At 52.8% G+C, this 23,920-nt stretch carries 25 protein-coding genes; 22 read left to right on the top strand and 3 right to left on the bottom strand.

Annotated elements, in window-relative coordinates; all coding sequences use genetic code 11:
• Positions 1-5: 5 nt before the first annotated feature.
• The 17 genes from mutL to glnA all read left to right on the top strand — a co-directional run bounded on the left by mutL (position 6) and on the right by glnA (position 18,134).
• Positions 6-2,387 (top strand): DNA mismatch repair endonuclease MutL, encoded by a 2,382-nt coding sequence (mutL, locus tag M3223_RS16510; protein WP_251563477.1) that lies wholly within the window; start codon positions 6-8, stop codon positions 2,385-2,387.
• Positions 2,384-3,166, top strand: coding sequence for a class I SAM-dependent methyltransferase (locus M3223_RS16505; RefSeq protein ID WP_251563475.1), 783 nt, complete (start codon positions 2,384-2,386; stop codon positions 3,164-3,166). Before mutL ends, M3223_RS16505 begins: the two co-directional genes overlap by 4 nt.
• Complete coding sequence (miaA, locus tag M3223_RS16500) at positions 3,156-4,151, top strand: tRNA (adenosine(37)-N6)-dimethylallyltransferase MiaA (protein ID WP_251563474.1); 996 nt, start codon at positions 3,156-3,158, stop codon at positions 4,149-4,151. The genes M3223_RS16505 and miaA overlap by 11 nt, the downstream gene beginning before the upstream one ends.
• On the top strand, positions 4,148-4,393 hold the full coding sequence (gene hfq / locus M3223_RS16495) for an RNA chaperone Hfq (protein ID WP_028598361.1): 246 nt from the start codon (positions 4,148-4,150) through the stop codon (positions 4,391-4,393). Before miaA ends, hfq begins: the two co-directional genes overlap by 4 nt.
• A gap of 151 nt (positions 4,394-4,544) precedes the next feature.
• Positions 4,545-7,040, top strand: a complete 2,496-nt coding sequence (locus M3223_RS16490) for a transglycosylase domain-containing protein (RefSeq protein WP_251563471.1) — start codon at positions 4,545-4,547, stop codon at positions 7,038-7,040.
• 62 nt (positions 7,041-7,102) lie between these two features.
• Positions 7,103-7,792 carry a peptidylprolyl isomerase gene (locus M3223_RS16485; RefSeq protein WP_251563469.1) on the top strand — a complete coding sequence of 230 codons (690 nt, stop codon included), beginning with the start codon at positions 7,103-7,105 and terminating at the stop codon, positions 7,790-7,792.
• A 96-nt stretch (positions 7,793-7,888) separates the two neighbouring features.
• Positions 7,889-8,119, top strand: a complete 231-nt coding sequence (locus M3223_RS16480) for a hypothetical protein (RefSeq protein WP_251563467.1) — start codon at positions 7,889-7,891, stop codon at positions 8,117-8,119.
• A gap of 173 nt (positions 8,120-8,292) precedes the next feature.
• Complete coding sequence (locus M3223_RS16475) at positions 8,293-9,270, top strand: ubiquinol oxidase subunit II (protein ID WP_251563465.1); 978 nt, start codon at positions 8,293-8,295, stop codon at positions 9,268-9,270.
• A gap of 27 nt (positions 9,271-9,297) precedes the next feature.
• Positions 9,298-11,268, top strand: a complete 1,971-nt coding sequence (locus M3223_RS16470; protein WP_251563463.1) for a cbb3-type cytochrome c oxidase subunit I — start codon at positions 9,298-9,300, stop codon at positions 11,266-11,268.
• On the top strand, positions 11,268-11,873 hold the full coding sequence (locus M3223_RS16465; RefSeq protein ID WP_251563461.1) for a cytochrome (ubi)quinol oxidase subunit III: 606 nt from the start codon (positions 11,268-11,270) through the stop codon (positions 11,871-11,873). The genes M3223_RS16470 and M3223_RS16465 overlap by 1 nt, the downstream gene beginning before the upstream one ends.
• Before the next feature lies 1 nt (position 11,874).
• Positions 11,875-12,225: a cytochrome o ubiquinol oxidase subunit IV gene (gene cyoD / locus M3223_RS16460; RefSeq protein ID WP_251563459.1), complete on the top strand. Its 351-nt coding sequence runs from the start codon at positions 11,875-11,877 to the stop codon at positions 12,223-12,225.
• 266 nt (positions 12,226-12,491) lie between these two features.
• Positions 12,492-13,049: a DUF402 domain-containing protein gene (locus M3223_RS16455; RefSeq protein ID WP_251563457.1), complete on the top strand. Its 558-nt coding sequence runs from the start codon at positions 12,492-12,494 to the stop codon at positions 13,047-13,049.
• The gene (locus M3223_RS16450) at positions 13,046-13,861 is read left to right on the top strand and encodes a YdcF family protein (protein WP_251563455.1); all 816 of its coding nucleotides are present in this window, start codon (positions 13,046-13,048) and stop codon (positions 13,859-13,861) included. The genes M3223_RS16455 and M3223_RS16450 overlap by 4 nt, the downstream gene beginning before the upstream one ends.
• Positions 13,862-13,896: 35 nt before the next feature.
• Entirely contained in the window at positions 13,897-14,916 is a 1,020-nt protein-coding gene (locus tag M3223_RS16445) for an AAA family ATPase (protein WP_251563623.1), read from the top strand.
• A 96-nt stretch (positions 14,917-15,012) separates the two neighbouring features.
• Positions 15,013-16,263 carry an aminotransferase class I/II-fold pyridoxal phosphate-dependent enzyme gene (locus M3223_RS16440; protein WP_251563453.1) on the top strand — a complete coding sequence of 417 codons (1,251 nt, stop codon included), beginning with the start codon at positions 15,013-15,015 and terminating at the stop codon, positions 16,261-16,263.
• 93 nt (positions 16,264-16,356) lie between these two features.
• The gene (locus M3223_RS16435) at positions 16,357-16,770 is read left to right on the top strand and encodes a MerR family transcriptional regulator (protein WP_028598352.1); all 414 of its coding nucleotides are present in this window, start codon (positions 16,357-16,359) and stop codon (positions 16,768-16,770) included.
• 35 nt (positions 16,771-16,805) lie between these two features.
• Complete coding sequence (gene glnA, locus M3223_RS16430) at positions 16,806-18,134, top strand: type I glutamate--ammonia ligase (RefSeq protein WP_251563451.1); 1,329 nt, start codon at positions 16,806-16,808, stop codon at positions 18,132-18,134.
• Positions 18,135-18,240: 106 nt separating this feature from the next.
• Here the strand turns inward: glnA and M3223_RS16425 are convergent, their stop codons facing one another.
• Positions 18,241-18,744, bottom strand: a complete 504-nt coding sequence (locus M3223_RS16425; RefSeq protein ID WP_251563449.1) for a hypothetical protein — start codon at positions 18,742-18,744, stop codon at positions 18,241-18,243.
• Positions 18,745-19,431: 687 nt separating this feature from the next.
• Here M3223_RS16425 and M3223_RS16420 point away from each other — a divergent pair.
• Positions 19,432-19,860: a hypothetical protein gene (locus tag M3223_RS16420; RefSeq protein WP_251563447.1), complete on the top strand. Its 429-nt coding sequence runs from the start codon at positions 19,432-19,434 to the stop codon at positions 19,858-19,860.
• A 165-nt stretch (positions 19,861-20,025) separates the two neighbouring features.
• On the opposite strand, the gene lexA is transcribed toward M3223_RS16420, so the two are convergent.
• A complete protein-coding gene (gene lexA, locus M3223_RS16415; RefSeq protein ID WP_251563445.1) occupies positions 20,026-20,649 on the bottom strand; it encodes a transcriptional repressor LexA in 624 nt (207 codons plus the stop codon).
• Between the two features lie 226 nt (positions 20,650-20,875).
• Between lexA and M3223_RS16410 the strand changes: the two genes are divergently transcribed.
• The 4 genes from M3223_RS16410 (at position 20,876) to M3223_RS16395 (ending at position 23,151) form a co-directional block, all read left to right on the top strand.
• The gene (locus M3223_RS16410) at positions 20,876-21,310 is read left to right on the top strand and encodes a LysM peptidoglycan-binding domain-containing protein (protein ID WP_251563443.1); all 435 of its coding nucleotides are present in this window, start codon (positions 20,876-20,878) and stop codon (positions 21,308-21,310) included.
• 213 nt (positions 21,311-21,523) lie between these two features.
• Entirely contained in the window at positions 21,524-21,715 is a 192-nt protein-coding gene (locus tag M3223_RS16405) for a DUF896 domain-containing protein (RefSeq protein WP_251563441.1), read from the top strand.
• Positions 21,716-21,766: 51 nt separating this feature from the next.
• Complete coding sequence (locus M3223_RS16400; protein WP_251563439.1) at positions 21,767-22,300, top strand: hypothetical protein; 534 nt, start codon at positions 21,767-21,769, stop codon at positions 22,298-22,300.
• A gap of 65 nt (positions 22,301-22,365) precedes the next feature.
• Entirely contained in the window at positions 22,366-23,151 is a 786-nt protein-coding gene (locus M3223_RS16395; RefSeq protein WP_251563437.1) for an HAD family hydrolase, read from the top strand.
• Positions 23,152-23,213: 62 nt separating this feature from the next.
• Here M3223_RS16395 and M3223_RS16390 read toward each other — a convergent pair whose 3' ends face one another.
• A complete protein-coding gene (locus tag M3223_RS16390; RefSeq protein WP_251563435.1) occupies positions 23,214-23,756 on the bottom strand; it encodes a cupin domain-containing protein in 543 nt (180 codons plus the stop codon).
• Positions 23,757-23,920: the final 164 nt, after the last annotated feature.

Below are 23,920 nucleotides of genomic sequence, written 5' to 3'. Positions count from 1 at the left end.
CGCCAATGGGCAAAATCAAAGTGCTGGATGAGCATCTTGCGAATCAGATCGCGGCTGGAGAGGTCGTGGAACGGCCGGCTTCCGTCGTCAAGGAGCTTGTCGAAAACGCGGTAGATGCAGGCGCGACCTCAATCGACATTACAATAGAAGAAGGCGGCTTAAGTTTGATCCGCGTTCAGGACAACGGCAGCGGTATTGAGGCGGAGGATATGGAAACGGCTTTCCAGCGGCATGCAACGAGCAAGCTGCTGACCGACCGCGACCTGTTCCGCATCGCCAGCCTCGGCTTCCGCGGCGAGGCGCTGCCGAGTATTGCGGCTGTCGCTAAAGTGGATTGCGTATCTGCCAACAGCGACAGCGGGCTTGGACGCCGTATCGCAATGGAGGGCGGCCAGATCACCGCAGACGAGCATGCCGGAGCCGGCCAGGGGACGGATATGACGGTGCGGGAGCTGTTTTTTAATACTCCGGCGCGCCTGAAATATATGAAGAGCATTCAGACGGAGCTCGGCCATATTTCGGATTATATTTATCGGATTGCTCTTGCTCATCCCGGCATTGCCTTCTCGCTGACGCATAATGGCGGCAATTTGCTGCGCACGACCGGATCGGGAGACAGGCTGCAGGTGATTGCGGCGGTATATGGCACCGGGACGGCCAAAGCGATGGTGCCGATTCGCGGCGAGCATCCCGATTATGAGCTGAACGGTTACATTTCCAAACCCGAACTGACCCGCTCGAGCCGCACTTCTATCACGACGGTGGTCAACGGCCGTTATATCCGCAGCTTTGCCGTCCAGCAGGCGCTGCTGGCGGCTTATCATACGCTGCTGCCGATCAACCGTTTTCCGGTCGCCGTGCTGGAGATCGGCATGCATCCAAGCCTTGTTGACGTGAATGTGCATCCGTCTAAAATGGAAGTCCGCTTCAGCAAGGAGGCCGAGCTTAAGGCGTTTGTTGAGGAGACGGCGCGCGGAGTGCTTGGCGGCCGCCGCCATATTCCGGGGCCGGATTCCGGCCGCAGCAGCCGCTCCGGACCGGTATACCGGCAGGAGCAGCTGCGCTTTCATCAGCCTGAGCCGGGGCTTGGCCAGTCCGGCTCGGGCGCTCCGGGCGCGGCGGAGCACCCGCCAGGCGCAGCAGCGCCTGCGGCGCCTGCCGGCGGCGCTGCGCAGCCGCCGGGGGCCGCTGCGGCCGCCGCCGAAGCCGCGGCCGCAAGCGCTGCGGCGGGCTTCGCCCCGCCGCTGCAAAGCGAGGGCGGCCCGCGCGGCGTCGCCGGCTCGGGCCGCAAGGGCCCGCCGCCCGGCAGCGTTGCAGCCGGGCCTTGGCGGCCGGCGGCGCAAGCCGCGCCGCCGGTGCCGCCCGATGCGGCGCAGCGGCTCTATGCGCCCGCTGCCGGCGCCTTCGGCGCTGGCGGCCTGCGCGAGCGCCAGGCCGCTCCTTATGCGCCGGCGCCAAGCGACTCCGGCGCAGAAGCGCCTGCTTCGCAGGAGAACGGCTCGTTCCCGCCGTTCCCCGGCGCACATGACTTGCCCCACGGCTACGCACGCGACTCAGCCGCAGAGCCAGGCTCGTCATCTTCACCGCCTGGATTCGCTCACGGGGCCGCACGCGATGCAGCCGCAGAGCCGGGCGAATCAGCTGCGCCGCCCGGCCCCGCACCCGGCAGCTTCGCACAGCCGGAACCCTCCGGCAGCAGCGTCTACCCGCCCGGCGAAGCAACGCTCTATCCAGCGCCGGACAGCTTGTCCGCCGTCCCCGACGATGACGGGGACGATGCGGAGGACGTGTCGCCTTCCGGCTTCCCGGAGCTGAGCTGGGTCGGGCAGCTGCATGGCACGTATCTGATCGCCCAGAATGAAGAGGGCATGTATCTGATTGATCAGCATGCTGCTCATGAGCGGATCAACTACGAATATTATTACCGAAAGTTTGGCGACATCGGCAGCGAAAGCCAGCCGCTGCTTGTGCCGTTTACGCTGGAATACACAAGCGCCGATGCGCTGCTGCTTGCCGACCGTCTGCCGCTGCTGGCGGAGGCGGGCGTGGAGCTGGAGCCGTTTGGCTCGCAGGCGTTTCTCGTCCGCTCTCATCCTCACTGGTTCCCTAAAGGCGAGGAGCAGGGGCTGGTGGAGGAGATGGCGGAATGGGTGCTGCGCGAGAAAAGGGCGATTGACATTGCCAAGCTGCGCGAGGAAGCGGCCATCATGTGCTCCTGCAAAGCTTCTATTAAAGCGAACGACCGGCTGAGCCGCGAGGAAGGCGAGGCGCTGCTGGCCCGGCTTGCCGCATGCGTCCAGCCGTATACATGCCCGCACGGGCGTCCGATTCTAGTGCATATTTCAGTCTACCAGCTGGAAAAAATGTTTAAACGGGTGATGTCATGATTGTTACAACGACGGATCATCCGTCAGCGGTTATGCTGGACACAGCCGCCCGCCTAGCTTCAGAGCTGGGCGCGCGGCTTGTGCAGCGCCGCCGCAGAACGCTCGGCCAGCTGGCCGAGCAGGAAGGACGGCGCGAGCTGCTCGTTGTGACGAGCACGCAGCTTCGTTATTACGGCGGCCCCGAGGAGGCGCCGTTCTATTTTCACCCCAGCATGGCTTACGTCCGCGTCAAAAGGCTGCGCAAAGGGGAAGCCGACCCGCTTATTACATTGTCCGGCTGCCGGCCCGGCGATAAGGTGCTGGACTGCACGGCGGGACTTGCTGGCGACTCCATTGTATTCTCTTATGCTGCCGGTCCGGAGGGAAGCGTGACGGCGCTGGAGAGCGAACCGGTGCTGCACGCCATCGTGCGCGAGGGGTTAGGAAACTATGAGACGGAGCTCGACGATGTGACGGCGGCGCTGCGCCGCATTCGCCCATTGCTGGCCGACCATGCCGAATATTTAAAAACGCTGCCGGACAACAGCTTTGACATCGTTTATTTTGATCCGATGTTCCGTGACCCTGTTCATGAATCAAGCTCCATCAGCCCGCTGCGCGGCCTCGCCAATCCCGATCCGCTGAATGCCGGCACCGTCCAAGAGGCGATGAGAGTGGCGCGGCGCACTGTGATCATCAAAGAAACGAACAACAGTCCTGAGTTCGACCGGCTCGGCTTCGTCCGCTGTCCCGTCAAAAAAACGTCGGCTGTCGGATATGGAGTGATACATGTTGACTGAACGCAAACAGCCGCTGCTCGTCCTGCTCGGCCCGACGGCGGTTGGCAAAACGCAGCTGAGCCTTGAGCTCGCCAAAGCGTGGAACGCGGAAATAATTTCCGGCGACTCCATGCAGGTGTACCGGGGGATGGATATCGGCACCGCCAAAATCCGGCCGGAAGAGCGGATGGGCATCCCGCATCATCTGATCGACGTCTGCGATCCGGAGGAGCCGTATTCCGCAGCGGATTTTCAAGCGGCTTGCACTAGGCTCATTCCGGACATCTCTTCGCGCGGCAAGCTGCCTTTTATCGTTGGAGGCACAGGATTGTACATCGAGTCCGTCTGTTACGGCTACGAGTTTTCCAAAGCCGCTTCGGATGAGTCGTACCGAGCTAAGCTGCAGCTTATGGCAGACACCGAAGGGCCGGCAGCTCTGCATGCATTGCTTGCCGAGTCCGACCCGGAAAGCGCTGCGCGCCTCCATGCAAACGACGTGCGCCGCGTCATCCGCGCCTTGGAAATATGGCATCTGACCGGAGAGACGATGAGCAGCCAGCTTGCCGGACAGAAAAAAGAGTCTCCCTACGAACTCTGTATACTGGGACTGACGATGGACCGCGCAGAATTGTACCGCCGTATCGAACAGCGGATTGATCTGATGATGGAGGAGGGACTGGCGGCAGAGGTTTCCGCTCTGCTGGAGCGCGGCGTACCGGAACAATCGGTTGCGATGCAGGGGCTCGGTTATAAAGAGCTGATTCCATGGCTGAAGGGCGTAACGACCCTGGAAGAGGCGGTCGAGCTGCTCAAGCGGGATACGCGGCGGTTCGCCAAGCGGCAGCTCAGCTGGTTCCGGCATATGAGCGATATCCATTGGATTGATATGCGGGAAAATTTTCACAACAATTTGGCGTCCATTCATGCTATACTAGCAGGAAAGTTCAATGACAGTCTTGAATATACCACTAACCAATCTTCTTTTGACGGGGGTAACTCTCAATGAACAAGTCCATCAATATTCAAGATACGTTCCTGAACCAGCTGCGCAAGGACAGCATTCCGGTCACGGTCTACCTGACAAACGGCTTTCAGATCCGGGGCGTTATCCGCGCTTTCGATAATTTTACGATCGTCATCGATTCCGACGGACGCCAGCAAATGGTGTACAAACACGCCATTTCGACGTTCACGCCGCAACGCAATGTTTCGCTGATGCAACAGGAGACGCCGGGCGCTGGAGCTTAAGCCGATCCTGGTTTGAAACCTTTCCCCGTTTGTGTTCGTTAGTTGAATATCGGTCCGAAGAACAACCCTTCTTCAGGAAGGGTTGTTCTTCTGTTTCCAGGGTATAACTGTTACGAGAGATGATGAGACCGATCGGAAGGAGCAGAGTCATATGCCAGAACAGAGAAAAAAAGGGGAGAGCCGGCAGGCGGCGGCAGCCGGCAAAGGACGCAAACGCTCGAAGCGCAGCACGCGGCGCAAATGGTTTTACGGGTTGTTTTTTGCCGGAGCGCTTGCTGTAATCTGTGCCATTGTCGGATACTTGCTCGTTATACTGAACGGCGAGAGAATACTCGCGGCTAACCGCGACGTGCTGCTTCGCGGCGATGCTTCTGTCATTTATGACTCAAGCAACAATAAAATAGCCAGCCTGGCTGCTGTCAATTCGCAGGATGCCCAGTTCAGTGAGCTGCCTCAGCTGCTGCGCGATGCTTTCATTGCCACAGAGGATCAGCGCTTTGAAAATCACTCCGGCATCGACGTCATCGGCATCGGGCGCGCGGTCGTTAAGGACATCATTGCCCGCAGCGCCGTTGAAGGCGCAAGTACGATCACGCAGCAGCTGGCGCGTAATCTGTTCCTCAACCAGGACAAAACCTTTTTCCGTAAAGCAACGGAAGCTTCCATTGCCGTAGCGTTGGAAAATCAATTAACCAAAGACGAGATTTTGACGATGTACCTGAACCGGATCTACTTCGGCAACGGCGTATACGGAGTCAAGCTCGCTGCCAAATATTATTTCAACAGCAGCCTGGAAGATTTGAAGCTGTGGCAGATGGCCACGCTTGCCGCAATTCCAAAGGCTCCAAGTTATTATAATCCGAAAGACGAGCCTGAAGATTCGAAGCAGCGCCGCTCGGTTGTGCTCATGCTGATGGAGCAGCAGGGTTATATTACGGCGGAAGAGCGCAACGAGGCTAAAGAGATCAATTACAAGCCGCTCGATAATTACAGCCTGGGCAGCAACCGCAACAAATATATGACTTATGTCGATTACGCCGTCAAAGAAGCCATTAAGGTGACAGGCAAATCGGAGGATGAAATCCGCCTCAGCGGATATAAAATTTACACCTCTCTGAACGCTACCGCGCAGCAGGTCGTAGAGGATGCATTTAATGATCCCGATAATTTCGAGAACTCCCCGGATGACCAGAAGGCGCAAGGAGCGATGATCATTATGGATCATCGTGACGGCTCCATCAAAGCGATGATCGGCGGACGCGACTATGTGCGCAAAGGCTGGAACCGCGTTACCGTTCCTCGCCAGCCGGGTTCGGCTTTTAAGCCGATTACGGCGTATGGTCCAGCGTTGGATTCCGGAGACTACGGTCCAAATTCCATTTTGCGCGACGACAAAAAATGCTACGGAAGCTATTGCCCGACTGACTCCAACCGGGTGAAGCATATCGGTCCGATTACGATGGCGCAGTCGATTAAGGAGTCCAGAAACGCTTCCACCGTCTGGCTGCTCAATGAAATCGGCGTTGGAAAAGGCGTTGCTTTTGCAGAAAAGCTTGGCATGCCGCTTGATAAAGAGGGTGACCGCAATTTGAGCATTGCGCTCGGCGGTCTTACGACCGGTGTATCGCCGCTGCAGATGGCTACCGCTTACAGCGTGTTTGCCAACGACGGCAAGTCGGTCGATTCCCATACGATCGTCAGAATTGAAGCACCGGACGGCTCCAATGTGTACGAGTACAAATCGCCCAGCTCAAAACAGCTCATGAAACAAGAAACGGCCGAAGCGATGACGGCGATGCTGCAAGAGGTGCTTGAACCTGGAGGCACCGGCCGCAACGCCCGCATTGACCGTCCGGTCGCCGGTAAAACCGGCACGACGCAGCATGGTATACCGGGACTTAAATCAAGCGCCAACCGCGACGTCTGGTTTGTCGGCTACACGCCGGAATGGACGGCTGCGGTATGGATGGGTTACGATAAAACAGACAAACAGCATCTGCTCAAAAACGGGAGTTCCCAGGCAGCCTCTTTGTTTGCAAAGGTTATGGAAAAGGCAATGAAAGACGTTCCTAAAGGCTCCTTTGGGAAGAAGCAGGATTTTTCAACACCTCCGCCGGAAAATACCGATGCGCCGGGACAGGTGATGAACCTGCAGGGAAGTTACGATCCGAATAACATGGTCGTTCATTTAAACTGGACGCCGCTTGAGGCGGATGGCGCAGCGTTCAGCTACCGCATTTATCGGAAAGGATCCATGGAAGGCGATTTTACGGCTGTGCTTGAAGCGCAAGGCGGCGAGGCGTCTGATATGAGCATTGCTCCGGGGATGGGATATGAGTATTACGTTACAGCTTATAACGCTGAAACAGGTAAAGAGGGCATGCCATCAGCCAAAATCTTCGTAGAGATACCGGCTGTTGACCTAACACCTACGCCGACTCCTACACCTACTCCAACTCCTTCCGATTTGCCTGAGCCAACGCCGACGCCGACGCCGGACAATGAGCTTCCGAGCGATTCACCGACGCCGACTCCGACTCCGGATGGGCAGCAGACGGATCCGCCAGCGAGTGTGTCGACAGACCCGCCACAGCAGAACGGACCTGAAAGCGGAGAAGATGCAGCCGAGGAAGCGGGTTTTAACTGACGTTGACGTTCCAAACAGCATAATTGGTTCACATCATCCTTGAGAAAGCTGAGGTTACACCTATGAACCGGTTTACCTTAACGCTTGCATCTACTATGCTCGGAGCCGCCCTTATCTTGGGCGGCTGCGGCGCCAAACCGCAGGAAAACGATTCGGCTGCTCAGGAAAACCAGCCTGCGGCTAACGCAGGAGGCAGCAGCTCGCAAGAAGGGGAGACAAAAAGCTGGGACAAGCCTCCCGCAATGACGATTGATTCCTCCAAAACGTACAAGGCCGTCGTCAAAACGACCGAAGGCGAGTTTACGATCCGCCTGTTTGCCAAAGACGCGCCGCAAACGGTGAACAGCTTTGTGTTTCTCGGCAAGGAAGGCTTTTTCGACGGGATCGTTTTTCATCGAATTATTCAGGATTTCATGATCCAAACGGGAGACCCTACCGGTACGGGCCGGGGAGGCCCGGGGTACTCCATACCGGATGAATTGAATAACGGTCATACCTACGATAAATACGTTGTTGCGATGGCCAATGCAGGCCCGGACACGGGAGGAAGCCAGTTTTTTATCGGAACGGGCGAGAGTGTGAAGGGACTGGATCAAGCTCCCAACTACACCATTTTTGGCGAAGTTGAAAGCGGCCAAGATGTCGTAGACAAAATCGCGGCAACGCCAGTCGAGAGGGATCCTGCATCCCGTGAAACCAGCTTGCCAACGAAAGAAGTCAAAATGGAAAAAGTCACCATTCAGGAAAACTGACCCGTTCCTTGAAAATAAGGCTATTTCAGGTATGGAAACGTGAACTTTATGTGAACTCCCTCATATGCTGTAACAAGCAGAGGAGGGAGTTTTTGCATGGACAAGCGGATTACGATGACGGCTGTGTTACGCTGGTACGCTTTTATGCTGGCAGTTGTTGGCGCAGCGTTATGTCTTGCTTTTGTGACGCCGTTCAGCGACCGCAATATGCTGCTCATGGCCGGAATGGGCTGTCTGATTGCCTCGCCGGTGGTGCTGATTGCGTCTTGGATGTTCCCTTTATCGGAAGAAATCGCCGACAAGGGGCAAGATAAGACAATTCCATGAACAACATATTACGGAAATCGCACAAAAATAAGACGGAATCGTTAACAGGGACGCGTACTCGCGTCCTTTTTGATATGCTGTTTCAAGAGAGGGAACCATTTTATAGAGAGATGTATTGAATGGGCCCGAATTGTGGTTAATAAGCATGGAGATGGCCTAAAGGAGATGAAACAATGAAATCAGCACACAATCGGCTCCGCAGGCTGGGAATTCTGTTGGCCGGAGCCGGCATGGCCATTCTTTTGGCCGGGTGCGGAAATCCAATGGTCCTGGACCCGAAAGGATCTGTGGCCGAAATTCAGAAGGAAATGATCTGGATTTCGATTATTCTGTGCGCCATTATTATCATTCCGGTGCTCGGAATATGGATTTACATTTCGTGGCGCTATAGGGACAAGCCGGACAACAAGGCGCCTTATGAGCCGAACTGGTCGCACAGCACAAAACTTGAGGCCATATGGTGGGGGATTCCGATTGTCGTAGTCGGCGTGCTCGGGTATTTTACTATCGTAGCTACGTACGACCTTATCAAGCCGCCAAAACAAGCGGCTGATGTTAAACCGATTACGGTTCAGGTTACGTCGATGGACTGGAAATGGCTGTTCCAGTATCCGGATCAGGACATTGCGACCGTCAACTACTTGAACATCCCGGATAACACGCCGGTTCAATTCGTACTGACCTCGAATACAGCGATGAACTCCTTCTGGGTGCCGCAGCTGGGCGGAATGATGTATACGATGCCGGGCATGGCGATGCGTCTGTGGCTCGATTCCAACGAAAGCGGCGAATACCTTGGTATGGGCGCCAACTTCTCCGGAAGCGAATTTGCAAAAATGAACTTCAAGGTTACTTCGATGCCTCAAGAGGAGTTCGATGCTTGGGTAAAAAAATCCCAGGCCGAGCCTGCAAAGCTGGACCATGATGCTTACAAAAAACTGGCTGTAAAAGGCACGGCTCCGATTCAGACCTTTGGCGAGATGGACCATACTCTATTCCAATCGATCATCGTTCAGAACGGCGGCCATCACGGGTTAAAAATCCGCGGCTCTTATCCGGTCAAGCAGGATGAGATTAAAGATATGTCCGGAGATACGGCAGCTGGCTCGAATGAAACAACCGGCGCCGGTCAACCGGAGCAGAACCAATAGGCGGCTTAGGGGAGGAAGAAAATCCGTATGTGGGATTCCATTAAAGAATTTGCCGCCGATTTTTTTGTCACAGGCGATCCGCTGATCTATGGCGCGGACGTTTCGATTGGACTTGTCAGCATTGCCATCGTTTTTGTTCTTACCTACTTCAAAAAATGGAAGTGGCTGTGGACGGAATGGCTGACGACGGTCGACCATAAAAAAATCGGCATCATGTACCTGATCGCATCGCTGCTCATGTTATTCCGCGGCGGTGTCGACGCTTTGCTCATGCGGATGCAGCTGGCTCTTCCGGAGGTTGACTTCCTTCAGGCGGACCACTACAACGCCATCTTTACCACGCACGGCACGATCATGATCCTCTTCATGGCGATGCCGATGATGTTCGGTTTGTTTAATATGGTTGTGCCGCTGCAGATAGGCGCGCGTGACGTTGCTTTTCCGTTCCTGAACTCGCTCAGCTTCTGGATGTTCATGTTCGGCGCAATGCTGTTTAATATCAGCTTTGTCATCGGCGGTTCTCCCGATGCAGGCTGGCTCAGCTATCCGCCGCTCTCGGAGCTGTCAGGCAGTCCGGGACGAGGACAAGACTTCTATATCTGGGGTATTCAGATATCCGGTATAGGCTCGCTTGCAACCGGCATTAACTTTATCGTCACCATTTTGAAAATGCGCGCGCCAGGCATGAAGCTGATGAAAATGCCGCTCTTCTCCTGGTCCGTACTTTCGTCCTGTATTACGATTTTGTTCGCTTTCCCGATTTTGACCGTTACGCTGGCGCTGCTGTTCCTCGACCGTTACTTCGGCGCTCACTTCTTTACGCTTGACGGCGGCGGGATGTCGATGCTTTACGTCAACTTGATCTGGATGTGGGGCCATCCCGAGGTATATATCGTCGTCCTTCCGGCGTTCGGTATTTTTTCGGAGATTGTGGCGACCTTCTCCAGAAAAACGGTTTTCGGCTACAACTCGATGGTATTCGCGATGATGGTTATCAGCGTGCTCAGCTTTTTCACCTGGGTCCACCATTTCTACACGATGGGCTCAAGCGCGGACGTCAACGCCTTCTTCGCGATAACAACGATGGCGATATCGATACCGACAGGCGTCAAAGTATTTAACTGGCTGTTTACGATGTATCGAGGGCGGATCAAGTTCGATTTGCCGATGTTATGGACGATGGGCTTCATTCCGTGTTTCCTTGTCGGGGGGGCTACGGGTGTCATGCTCGCCGTCGCACCGGCGAACTTCCAGTACCACAACAGTTACTTCCTGATTGCCCACTTCCATCAGGTTCTGATCGGCGGCGTTGTATTCGGTTATCTCGCCGGCATCTACTACTGGTGGCCGAAGCTGTTCGGCTTCAAGCTGGACGAAAAACGCGGCCGCTGGGGCTTCTGGACATGGAACATCGGATTTTATGTCTGTTTCTTCCCGCAGTATTTCCTCGGCCTCGACGGCATGACGCGCCGCGTCTACACGTACGATTGGGACCGCGGCTGGGCTGCGCTTAACTTTACGAGCACCATCGGCGCATTTATGATGGGTCTCGGATTCATTTTCCAAGTATGGCAAATCGCTTACAGCGTGCGTCACGGCGAGCGCGACAAAACGGGCGATATCTGGAATGGCCGTACGCTGGAGTGGTCGATTCCTTCTCCGCCTCCTGTGTACAACTTCGCTACGCTGCCGCAAGTCCAGCATGTGGACGACTGGTGGCGCGAGAAGGAAGACCGTGAAAAAGGCATTGTGCGGCCGAAGCCGGAGCTGGAGCCGATTCATATGCCGAAAAACTCCGGTATTCCGTTCATCATGTCCAGCTTCTGGTTCTTGATCGGGTTCGGCTTTACGTTCGATTGGCTCTGGATGGTCATCATCGGATTCCTGGGCGTGTTCGGCAGCCTGTATGCCCGCTCGTTCACCTACGATGTGGATTATTACATTCCGGTTGACGAGATCAAGAAAACGGAACAGAAGCTTAGGGGGGCGACGACTTAATGGCGCATCATATCGTATCGCCTGAGGTTCATGAACATCATACGCAGGAGCAAGAGGATCTCAAAACAGCCGGTTTTTGGCTGTTCCTCGTCTCCGACGTTATTTTATTCGGTACGCTGTTCGCCGTTTACGTGGTTCTTGTGGGCCACACAAACGGCGGTCCTACCGGCAAAGAGCTGTTTGAAATTCCAGGATTTGTAACTTCGACGTTTATTTTGCTGACGTCCAGCTTCACGAGCGGTCTGGCGCTGCTGCAAATGCACGCCAAGAATTTGAAGGGCTTGATTTTCTGGCTCGTCGTAACGATCCTTCTCGGCGGAGCGTTCCTATTCATCGAGATCGAAGAGTTTCTTACTCTTGTGCATGAAGGCGCAACGATTGGCACAAGCGCGTTCCTGTCGGCGTTTTTTGCACTTGTCGGCACCCACGGCATTCACGTTACGCTCGGTATTTTCTGGTGTATCGGCCTGATCATCCAGCTGCGCAAACACGGCATTACAACCGTTACGAAGCGCAAAATCACGAACTTCAGCCTGTACTGGCACTTTCTTGATGTTGTCTGGATTTTCCTGCTGACGGTCGTATACTTGATGGGGGTGATGTAAGATGGGTCAGCATTCCACTGATTCGCATGGCCACGGCCATGATCACGGACATCATGAGGAAAACCACGGCTCCGTTAAGTCCTACACGATCGGCTACATCGTTTCGCTGATTTTGACCGTCATTCCGATGGTTATCGTGTTCAACGATATGATGTCGCGCACAGGCACGATTATCGTTATTCTCGTTACCGCTATTGCTCAACTGCTTGTGCAAATGTTGTTTTTCATGCACATCAAAGACGAGAAGGGTCCGAGATACAACCTTATGGCACTTTCACTCGGCGCATTGATCGTTATTACGATCGTTGGCGGCTCGGTGTGGATCATGTCCTTCAACTCTTATACGCAATAAGGTGTTTGCCAGCCCGTTTCCGTTTGCCGGAGGCGGGCTTTTTTTTGCGGCGACAAGCTCTTTCATGCTGTTTCTTCCGTTTTTCGGACAGGCTATAAGCAATCGGGACGAGGCGGCCCGGCCTTATTTGGCTGGATGGGTGGAGAAGGACAGTAAGATGTGGTAAGCTGTCAACTAAAGGAAAGATGGCGCGGGTGGAAGCAGCAGCCAACCTCCGAATATGGAGGCAGCCGCACCGCATCTTAGGGGAAAGGGTACGTTCCATTATGAAACGAAAATTTTCTGATCGGGCCAACTGGCGGCGTATCCTGCGCAGAAGCTACACCTGCCTGACGCTTGACGGCGAGGACTTCCGTGGTCTTGTGACCTTTTACCGGATTCATGAGCTGCGTGAGCCTCTATGGAAGGAGTACAACGGGCGCAGGTTATGCCTTGCGGACCGGGGATACCTTTGGATGCAGCATTTTCCGCGCGGCGAGCATTTTGTAGTCACAACGATGTTCGACGACAAGGGCAAGGTTGTTCAATGGTACATTGATATTTGCAAAACACAAGGTTTGACCGACCAGCAGGTGCCTTGGTTTGACGATTTGTACTTGGATATCGTTGTGCTTCCTTCTGGAGAAGTGTATCTGATGGACGAGGATGAACTTGAGGATGCGATTCGCGACGGTGATGTGACCCGCAAAGAAGCCGCTATGGCCCGCAAGACGGCGGGAAGGCTGCTGGCCTCCATCAAGAACGGGCGCTTCCGCTATTTCACGCTTAGTCTGAGGCACCGCAAAACGCTCGCAGAAAGGCTTGGCGAGGTAAGCGAGTCATGAGCCCGGCAACTAGACCTTCTTCCGCGCCGAAGTCGAAGACATCGGTTAAACAGGAATCGTCCGGTAATAAAGGCCAGCCTCAAAAAGATCTCGGCGACAAAACAAAAACGGTTCGCAAGAGTACAACGCCTCGTTCCGGGGCGGGCAAGCGTAAACGGAAAGGGCAGGGCGGCCTGGCAGGCCGTCTTTTCCGCGTTGGATTGGTTTTAATCTGCTGCGGAATATTTATGGCAGGGTGGCTGTTCTGGCGGATTACGCAATACGAGCCTCTGAATCCGGCGCCGCAGCGAGAGGCGGCGATAGTGCTCGGCGCGGCGTTATGGAATAACAAGCCAAGCCCCGGACTGAGAGAGCGGCTGGATCAGGCGTTGAAGCTTTACCGGGAGGGCCGGGTGGACAAGCTGATCGTGTCCGGCGGCCTGGACCGCAACGGATCCACGCTGACGGAAGCGCAAGGGATGAGGATCTACCTTGTATCCAAAGGCGTTCCGCAAGAGGATATCTTTCTGGAGAACCGGGCTACGAGCACGTACGAAAACTTGGTTTACAGCCGTGCAGTAGCCAAGCAGCGCGGAATTAACTCTTACTTAATCGTTACGCATGAATATCATGCTGCGAGAGCGCTCGATATTGCCCGGTTTATCGGTTTTGAGGATCCTGCCGTCAGCTCCGTTAAGTCCAAGGTGCTGAATGCGGCGCGCAACCAGACCCGAGAGACGCTCGCCTTCGGCAAATGGCAGCTGGATAAGCTTCTTATGCTGACTGGCGTGAAATCTGTTAATATGGCTTATCTCTCCCGAATACACTTGTAGAGTTAACATTTGTAGAAGGGATAGTGATGCCGCAGATGAACGGACGCGCCGCTTCGGGAGCCAACAGTTCCAGACCCTCACGCCAAATCAATGTTGTGCTGCGCCATCACGAAACATATGGACTAGGCACCTCCGCGCCGGCGTTAGCCGGCGCGGCCGATAGCGCCGAGCCTTCCGTCGTTCCGGCTAAACCGGCCGCTGTGCCGCCTGCCTCCGATCCTTATTTGGAGATTCAAAAGGAAATGGATCATATGGTCGGAATGGAGGGCGTCAAATCGCTCATCTATGAAATCTACGCTCTGTTGCTCATTAGCCAAATGAGAACGGAAGCGGGACTTTCCGGTGGCGCCCAAGTTTATCATATGATTTTTAAAGGTAATCCCGGTACAGGCAAAACGACGATTGCGCGCATCGTCGCCAAGCTGTTTCAAAAAATGGGGCTTCTGTCCAAGGGCCATCTGATTGAGGTGGAGCGGGCGGATCTCGTCGGGGAGTATATCGGACATACGGCGCAGAAGACGCGTGATCTGGTCAAAAAAGCGCTTGGCGGAGTGCTGTTTGTGGATGAGGCGTACAGTCTTGCCCGCGGCGGGGAAAAGGATTTTGGCAAGGAAGCGATCGATACGCTTGTCAAAGCGATGGAGGATCACCGGAATCAGTTTGTGCTTATATTAGCCGGATACCCGCTGGAGATCGAGCATTTCCTGATGACCAATCCCGGCTTGCCGTCGCGGTTTCCGATTCAAATCGAATTTCCTGATTATACCGTTGACCAGCTGATTCAAATTGCGGAGCTGATGGCAAAGGACCGCGACTATGCGCTTATGCCGCAGACAGTGTTCAAGCTAAGGACCCATTTGATGCTGGAGAAAACTGCGACGCTCTATTCCTTCAGTAACGCCCGGTACGTGCGCAATTTGATCGAGAAGGCGATCCGGCATCAGGCCGTTCGGTTGTTGACTCATTACCAGAGCGCCAGCCCGGGCCGTGCGGAGCTGATGAGCATCCGGCCGGAGGATATGCGTTTTGACGGCAAGGGAAAGCCAGACGGTTAACGTAACTAGACGGGCTTGGGCAGCTTTCCGCTGCACAGGCCCTTTTCGTTCGAATACATTCAAAATCACACCTACAACAAGGAGTTTGTATACGTCATGATGGATAAACTAAGCAAGCTTACACGGGATGCCGAGGAGCTTATGGAGCCCCGATTTAAAGAGCTGGACCGCACAGCGGAAGAGAATCAGTGGAAGGTTATTCGCGCCTTTCAAAAATATAAGGTAAGCGACTTTCATTTCAGCGGATCAACCGGATATGGATACAATGACCGGGGCCGCGAGGTGCTGGATTTGGTCTATGCCGAGGTTTTTGGCGCCGAAGCGGCGCTTGTGAGGCCGCATTTTGCGTCCGGCACCCATACGATCAGCTGCGCGCTGTTCGGCCTGCTCCGCCCGGGAGATGAACTGTTGTATTTGACAGGCAGGCCCTATGACACGCTGCATAAAGTAATTGGCAAACCTGGAGACGGAACAGGTTCCCTTCAGGACTTTGGCATTCGTTATAAGGAAGCGGCGCTGACGGAGGACGGCGGAATTGATTGGGCGCTCGCCGAATCTCTTATCGGGCCAAATACGAAAGTAATCGGATTACAACGCTCCAGAGGGTACGACTGGCGGGCGTCATTCACTGTGGAGCAGATCGGCGAGATGGTGGCGCGAGTCAAAAAAATCAAGCCGGATGTAAAGGTGTTCGTGGATAATTGTTACGGCGAGTTCACGGAGCTGCGCGAGCCGACAGAGGTCGGAGCGGACCTGATCGCCGGTTCATTAATCAAAAATCCTGGCGGCGGTCTCGCCGCTACGGGAGGATACATAGCCGGGACGGCAGAAGCCGTCCAGGCTGCGGCATATCGTTTGACGGCTCCGGGCATCGGCGCTGAGGTCGGCGCGATGCTGGATACGCTGCGAGCGATGTATCAAGGATTGTTTTTGGCGCCGCATATGGTAGGACAAGCGCTGAAGGGGAGCGTGCTCGCTGCTGGATTATTCCAGCAGCTCGGCTTTGAAACATCGCCTCGCTGGGACGAGCCGCGCACCGATCTGATTCAGGCTATCCGCTTTGGCAAAGCGGAAGCGCTGACCGCTTTTGTGCAGGGCATTCAGGCGGCTGCTGCCGTTGATTCACATGTCGTGCCGGAAGCGTGGGATATGCCGGGTTACGAACACCCGGTCATTATGGCGGCTGGCGCATTTATTCAGGGCGGAAGCCTGGAGCTGTCGGCGGATGCGCCAATCCGCGAGCCTTATATAGCCTACATGCAAGGCGGACTCACCTATGCGCATGTAAAGTACGGTTTGTTGCAATCGTTGGAGCGTTTGGTGAAGCAGGAGATTATTGTAATGTAAACTCACACGAGAACCTGACATCGATTGACATGTTCATGTTGTGCCGTTACAATATACGTATAACATTTGTGTAACTGGAAGGTTGATGTGAACATGGCTGACGATATTCGCCGCAATATGGCGTTGTTTCCCATCGGGATTGTTATGAAATTAACGGATTTGACGGCCAGACAGATCCGTTATTATGAGCAGCATGAGCTGATTGTACCGGCGCGTACTTCCGGCAATCAGCGCCTGTTTTCATTTAACGATGTGGAACGGTTGCTCGAAATCAAGTCTCTGATTGAGAAAGGCGTCAATATTGCCGGAATCAAGCAAGTCATGAATCCGGTGTCCAAGGAGTCGGAGGAAGCGACCGTTATGACGGAAATTTCCGAGGTCCGGCGGCGCGAGCTCAGCGATTCCCAGCTGCGTTTGCTGCTCAAGCAGCAGCTGCAGGAGAAGCGTCCGGGCAAAGCCTCCTTGATTCAAGGCCAGTTAAGCCGTTTCTTTAACAACAAGCGATAATACATCCTACTTTTTAACGCGAGGAGCCGATTGCATTGAGTTATACCAAAGAAGATATTACCCGTATCGCGCAGGAACAGAATGTGCGTTTTATCCGTCTGCAGTTCACCGATCTGCTTGGCACGATCAAAAACGTCGAAATTCCCGTCAGCCAGCTTGAAAAAGCGTTGGACAACAAGATGATGTTTGACGGATCTTCCATTGAAGGTTACGTTCGGATCGAAGAATCTGACATGTACCTCTATCCAGACCTGAGCACTTGGGTTGTATTCCCTTGGGTAACGCAGGACCGTGTCGCTCGTCTTATCTGTGACATCTACATGCCGGACGGCACACCGTTTGCCGGCGACCCTCGCGGTATTCTTAAGCGCGCTCTCAAGGAAGCCGAGGAAATGGGTTATACGGCCATGAACGTTGGACCTGAGCCGGAGTTTTTCCTGTTCAAGACGAACGAGAAGGGCGAACCGACAACTGAGCTTAACGACCAGGGCGGATATTTCGATTTGGCGCCAATGGATCTGGGCGAGAACTGCCGCCGGGAAATCGTGCTGACGCTGGAAGAGATGGGCTTTGAAATTGAAGCTTCCCACCATGAAGTTGCTCCCGGCCAGCACGAGATTGACTTTAAATATGCCGACGCCATCAAAGCGGCGGATCAGATTCAGACGTTTAAGCTTGTGGTCAAAACGGTAGCGCGGCAGCACGGACTGCATGCTACATTTATGCCTAAACCTCTTTTTGGCGTAAACGGCTCCGGTATGCACTGCCACCAATCGTTGTTCCGCGGCAGCGAAAATGCTTTCTACGATGAAAGCGACACGTTGGGCCTGAGCACGGAAGCCCGCTACTACATGGCAGGTATTCTGCGCCACGCTCGTGCGATGGCTGCAATTACGAATCCGACCGTTAACAGCTATAAACGTCTTGTACCGGGTTATGAGGCTCCTTGTTACGTTGCATGGTCTGCGAGCAACCGCAGCCCGATGATTCGTATCCCGGCTTCGCGCGGCATGAGCACACGCGTAGAAGTCCGCAATCCGGACCCGGCTGCCAATCCGTACCTGGCGCTGGCGGTTATGCTGAAATCCGGACTGGACGGCATTCGCAACAAGTACCCGCTTCCGGCTCCGACGGACCGCAACATTTACGTTATGACCGACGAAGAGCGTCTGGACGAGGGCATTCCGAGCTTGCCGGAAGATCTGCGCGAAGCGCTCAACGAGCTGCTGCGCAGCGAGATCATCACGGAAGCGCTCGGCGACCACGCTCTTGCCCACTTCTATGAGCTGAAAGAAATTGAGTGGGATATGTACAAGACGCAAGTGCATGAGTGGGAGAGAGACCAGTATCTGACGCTGTATTAAAATGGAAAAAGCCTTGACCTTTTTGGTCAAGGTTTTTTTGTGTGTCTATGTCAAAGCTGTAATTTTGGAAAAAAAAGATTGTTTGCAACCAATTTCTGTTCAGGTACTATCGAAATGGGGTTGCGCCATCGCTGACGGTTAACCGTAATGAGCTTGTAGTGTATGCCGTTCCAGGCGGTACGCTTACTGCGTCTATAGAGGTGTACCGGTAATACTGGTTGTTGACAAAAAGATTTCTTTCATTCAGTGTAAATTGAAGCGTTCCGGCATCAGAGCCATCAGGAAATGTCCCAGTGTAAGACATTGTTCTGCTTATCCAACTGCCCAAAACAAATGGCAGCTCAAAGAAGTTTTCTCCTACGCGTGGAAGCATGACATCGGTTGGCGAGGGCTGAATAGCCCCAGGCATGTTGTTGTAGGTGAACGTTATACTAGAAGTATTATTGACAATTCTAAAATTCTCTCGATCCAAAGCCCCTGAGCCGTTATCATTTTCGTTTCCATTATTGATACCGTTATAACGTCCTTTATACGTACCAAAGGTTTTAGTGACAATCACCAACAGAATAAACAACACAAGAATGAAACCTAATGTACTTCCTTGGCCCATCCAATCTCCTCCTAGAAATATATCTTATTTGCATCATATGGAGGAGCTTGCTAGTTTGAATCTGGCAATGGTCTAAGTTTAATAGAAACATTGTCAGTTACTTAAAACTGTTTATAAGTTTTTCTTAACTTTCGAGTAGTTTTCCGATATAGGCTATAATCTTCAAAAGATACCCGATACCTTTGAATATTGTCACTATCACGGTCCAGATGAATTTAGTAAAGACCGCAATTACCTTCCATATAAAATTTGATACTGCTGCAATTATGCTCCATGTGGTTTTAAAAAAAGAAGAGATGAACTCCCAACCATTACTGAATCCTCGGCGTAATTGTTCCAATTTTAATCCTCCAATAATTCATTTCTTTTCCAATACGGATTTAAATTGAATATAGTTGCGTTAAAACCGACTCAAGTGATGGGAAAAACAAATAATATTAAAATAATAATATTTGTTTATTAAGTTCTAATTTTTGATAATGACACATATACTCTGTATCTATAGTTTGAGCAGGGTTTAGAAAGGAATATCAGCGTCAGGGGTGATCGCTAATGCCGCCATCAATGCCGCCTGTGTCAGCTGCTCTTATTTCTAAAACAGCAGGCATGATGCTGCCTTTGTACCGGGAGTTTGTGAAAAGCCGCAGATATGCAGAGAGATGGTCGAGAGCGGTAAGAGAGGCCGATTTGGATACGCTGCTTCGAATGTTTCGAAAACAGGTGCCAAATGCGCAGTTGAACTCATTCAGTACAAATGGAATCGGATTTTTTGTAGATTTGATTTTTGCGGGGCCAGTCGGTCATTATACAAATGCCACGACAATTATTCCTGGCATGGCACAATTTACATTCAGCACGCCGGTGCTGAGGCATATTTCAGCGACAGTGATTCCGTTATACCGTAAGCTGGCTGCCAGCCGGCTATTCGCCCGTCATGTAGCGGAAGCGATCAATCGAAATAACGAAGAAAAGCTAAAACGTCTGCTTCGCCATTATGTCAAAAGCAGGTTTTTAGTTGGCATAAACATTCAAGATTCGGGGTTCTATCTCAGCTTCAAGTTTCCCGGCAGCCGCCTCATTTACAGAAATCAGTTCTTTTTGGATAAAGTGCCGTGAGGATAATGCGCTCAGCGGCTGTAACCGCGTTTGCTTGGGCGAAAAATAGGAACCTTTGACAAAAAAACGCACACTCTGTCTGAGTGTGCGTTTCGTTGAATAAGGGCGGAATGATAGGGGTAATGGAGGGAACTCACCCCTGAATCTACACGAATGGACAATAAGTTAGTGAATGTCCCGGAAAAGACCGATTACCTTGCCAAGAATGCTGACGTTTTTCAAACGAATCGGCTCCATGGAGGAGTTCTCCGGCTGCAGGCGGATATGATCCTTCTCCTTGTAAAAGGTCTTTACAGTAGCCTCGTCATCTTCAGTCATCGCCACAACGATATCTCCGTTACTTGCCGAAGCTTGCTGACGAACGATGACATAGTCGCCGCTATGTATACCGGCTTCAATCATGCTCTCGCCTACGACGCTCAACATGAATACCTCATGATCCCCGACAAAATGGGTGGGAAGAGGGAAATACTCCTCAATATTCTCCGTAGCGGTGATCGGAACCCCGGCTGTAACCTTTCCAACAACTGGAATTTTGCTCACGGCAGTCGGGAACGGAAGCTCCGCTGTTGCATCGCCGTCCAAAATCTCAATGGCTCTTGGCTTCGTCGGGTCGCGGCGGATAAGACCTTTCTTCTCCAAACGGTCCAGATGGCCGTGTACGGTAGAGCTGGATGCCAGACCTACCGCCTCGCCGATCTCACGGACCGAAGGCGGGTATCCTTTGTCCCGCACTTCATTCTTAATGAAGTCGAGTATCGCCTGTTGGCGGTTGGAAACTTTAGACATCGCACTCACTCCAGAATAGGTTTTAGTAACCAAAGGTTTTCCAAAGTATAGCACAGAACCCGAGTTCGCACAAACATAAGTTCGAGAAACGGCTGTTCGCTTTTGGTCAAATCAGGAAGCTTTTTATTGCGCAAACATTTTGCGAACAAATGTTCCAAAATTACGTTGACGGAAACAGGCGTTCGTGTTAATCTAACACCAGAACAAACGTTTGGGAGTGATTCTCATGTTGACGTTATCAGGGTACAGCAGCAGTGGGACAAGCCTTGTCGCCACCGCCGATTCAATGAAATCCACAACATTATCTTCAAACATTTCCCGCAGCGGCGCTGCCGCAGCTTCTTCATACTCCTTTAGCCGCACTGGCGGGATTCACACGGTTCGCAAGCTCATACCATGGTTTGCGGCTGCGCTTTTGTTCGTACTGCTGCTGTCCACTCTCTGGGGATTCTCACAGGCAAACGGGTCTGAGGTATCTCCTGCGGGTCCTAATGAACGTAGCATTACGGTTACGACAGGGGACACTCTCTGGTCGATTGCAGCGGCTTATAATATTTCAGATGATACACGTGAAGGCGTGTTCCGTCTGCAAAAACGCAATGGACTATCCTCTACGACCATTACACCAGGCGATCAGCTCATCATACCTTCTGCGAGTTGAGATCAGTTACATTAAAGCTACTGGAGAATCGGCTTTCCGGCTCTTTAATTTCTAAACCCTGCCTTTTAACGTTCTACATCCCTTTACATTCTAATTGACTTTAATCGCCGCCTGAGTTTCCTGCAGGGGGCTTTTCGTATTCTTGACATGTCACTTCCTATCGTTCAAAGTTAGAAGGAAAAGGATTTTTTCAAACGGGGGGAGGAATCGCAAGTGGATATCGACGCTCTTATCGCTCGAATCAACGAGCTGGCGCGAAAGCAGAAAACAATCGGGCTGACGCCTGATGAAGTTATAGAGCGCACGCAGCTTCGCAAGCAGTACCTGGATAACTTCAAGCGCAATTTCAGGCAGCAGCTGGACAGCATTGAATGGACGGACGAAGAACCGAATAAAGAGAATTGATCCTTTAAGCTAAAATGACAGTCTTAATTACACATGTGGAGGTCAACAAATTTGTCACGCTCATGGGAACGCAGGGTACGCCGCAATTCGGCGCAGATTAACAAACAACGCAAAAAAACCGGCCAGGAGCCGTTTTCTCCGATTGGGGACAAGTCCAATCCGAATGCTCCGGCCCGATTTAAAGGAAGGAATTTTATTTCGCCGATTTTGCTGCTGCTGTTCGTAATTCTTTACGCCATCATTACGATGACCGGCGACAAGCCTGCGGCAAGCGGCAGCACAGATACGATGAACTGGATGGTCATCGCCGGTTATTCCCTGATTGCGCTGATGTTTTTCCTCCGCAGGCCATACCTGCAGGTTGGGCCGGATCATGTGCAGACACGCCGCATGATGGGTGACAAACGGCTGGGCAAGGATCAAATTCAAAGTATTTCCGTCCAAAAAGGCTATGTCATCATTCAGCCGGTTAAGGGTGGAAACTGGGTGTTCTCGCGAATGCTGAACCGTTATCCGATCGAGCCGATGAGCGATCGTTTGGAGACTATGGCAGCTGCTCACGGCATTCCTTTTCACAAACAGTAAGCGGAAAGACGCAGTTTGTACGTTTTACTTCATATACTCTATGCAGCTCGGGGGAGACGGGGAAGATGGCGAAAAAAGCGGTTTTATTTGATTTGGATGATACGCTTCTGTGGGACGAGCGAAGTGTCGAGGAGGCGTTCCGTGCAACATGCGACTACGCTCAGGAGCGCTCAGGCGTTGATCCGGTCAAGCTGGAGGAAGCTGTGCGCGCTGAGGCAAGAGAGCTTTACAGCTCCTATGAGACATTCGATTTCACCAAGATGATCGGCATCAACCCGTTTGAAGGGCTTTGGGCCAACTTCACAGGGGGTCAGCATGAATCGTTCCGCAAGCTGCAGCAGCTTGCGCCGGGCTACCGCAAAGAAGCCTGGACACGTGGACTGGCTGCTTTGGGAATCGACAATGCCGAGCTGGGCGCCGAGCTTGCAGAACGTTTTCCTGCGGAACGCCGCAAACGGCCAATTGTGTACGATGAGACATTTGAGGTGCTGGATGCGCTCAAGGGCAAGTACAAGCTGCTGCTCTTAACGAACGGAACGCCGGATTTGCAGGAAGAAAAGCTGCTTGGCGTGCCGGAGCTTACGCCTTATTTTGACGAAATCATCATCAGCGGCAACTATGGCATGGGTAAACCTGATGCCGGTATTTTCCGTCATGCGCTGGAATGCCTTGGTGTTGATCCTCAAGACGGAATAATGGTGGGGGACAAGCTTACAACGGATATTCTCGGCGCCAACACGATTGGCATGACGAGTGTATGGGTGAATCGCGATGGCAAAACCCGCACGGACGAAATTGTTCCATCCCATGAAATCTCCCGTCTAGACCAGCTCATTCCGCTGCTCGGATAACAAATAACGGACCTGACTCCCGATGAGGAGCGCAGGTCCGTTTTATTATTGCATGAACGAAATTAGGCCTTCTGGAACTCTGGGTCAGCGTAGTTATGAGCAATCCAGCCGTCTTTTTCAATAAACAGGCGAACGGCTACGATTTGACGGTTATCCATCAGAGTGAAGAAATGCGGTTTGTTTTCCGGAACGGAAATGACGTCGCCGGCTTCAAGCTCAACGTCGAAGTAACCGACTTCTTCGCTACCTTTAATAATGAAAATGCCGCGTCCAGCTGTGATGGCGCGAATTTCGTCTTCCGTGTGCGTATGGACGTTCTCGAATTTCAGAAGCAGCTCTTCCAGATTCGGCGTGGATTCCGACAACGTAATAATGTCCCAGATCTGATAGCCGCGGCGGCTCGCAAGATCGCGAATCTCGGAATCGTACGTTTCAAGAATGCGGGATTTTTCCTCATCGGTCAGGACAAATTTTTCGCGCAGCGATTCATCAAGCTTGTTTTTGTCCCAATGCTCGTAAAGCACCTCTTGAGAATCCAGAAATGCTTTTACTTGCTCGTAACCGGAAATGCGTTCGTTCGTATTACGAATGCGAATTTCAGCCATGGCTTAAATCCCTCTTTTCCAATGGGTATGAATTGAATACTTCTTTACCCCCTATTATAAATCATCTTATTTCAGCAAGCTAGAGAATAAATGGACAAATAGAGTGAATCGTTCAGCCTATATTAGACTGCCGAAATCGAAAGAGCGTAAAAGCAGCCCCTGCA

The sequence above is a fragment of the Paenibacillus pasadenensis genome, assembly GCF_023715725.1.
Lineage (GTDB): Bacteria > Bacillota > Bacilli > Paenibacillales > Paenibacillaceae > Paenibacillus_O > Paenibacillus_O pasadenensis_A.
The sequence above is the reverse complement of the archived record's forward strand: the minus strand, read 5'-3'. Positions and strand labels throughout refer to the sequence as shown.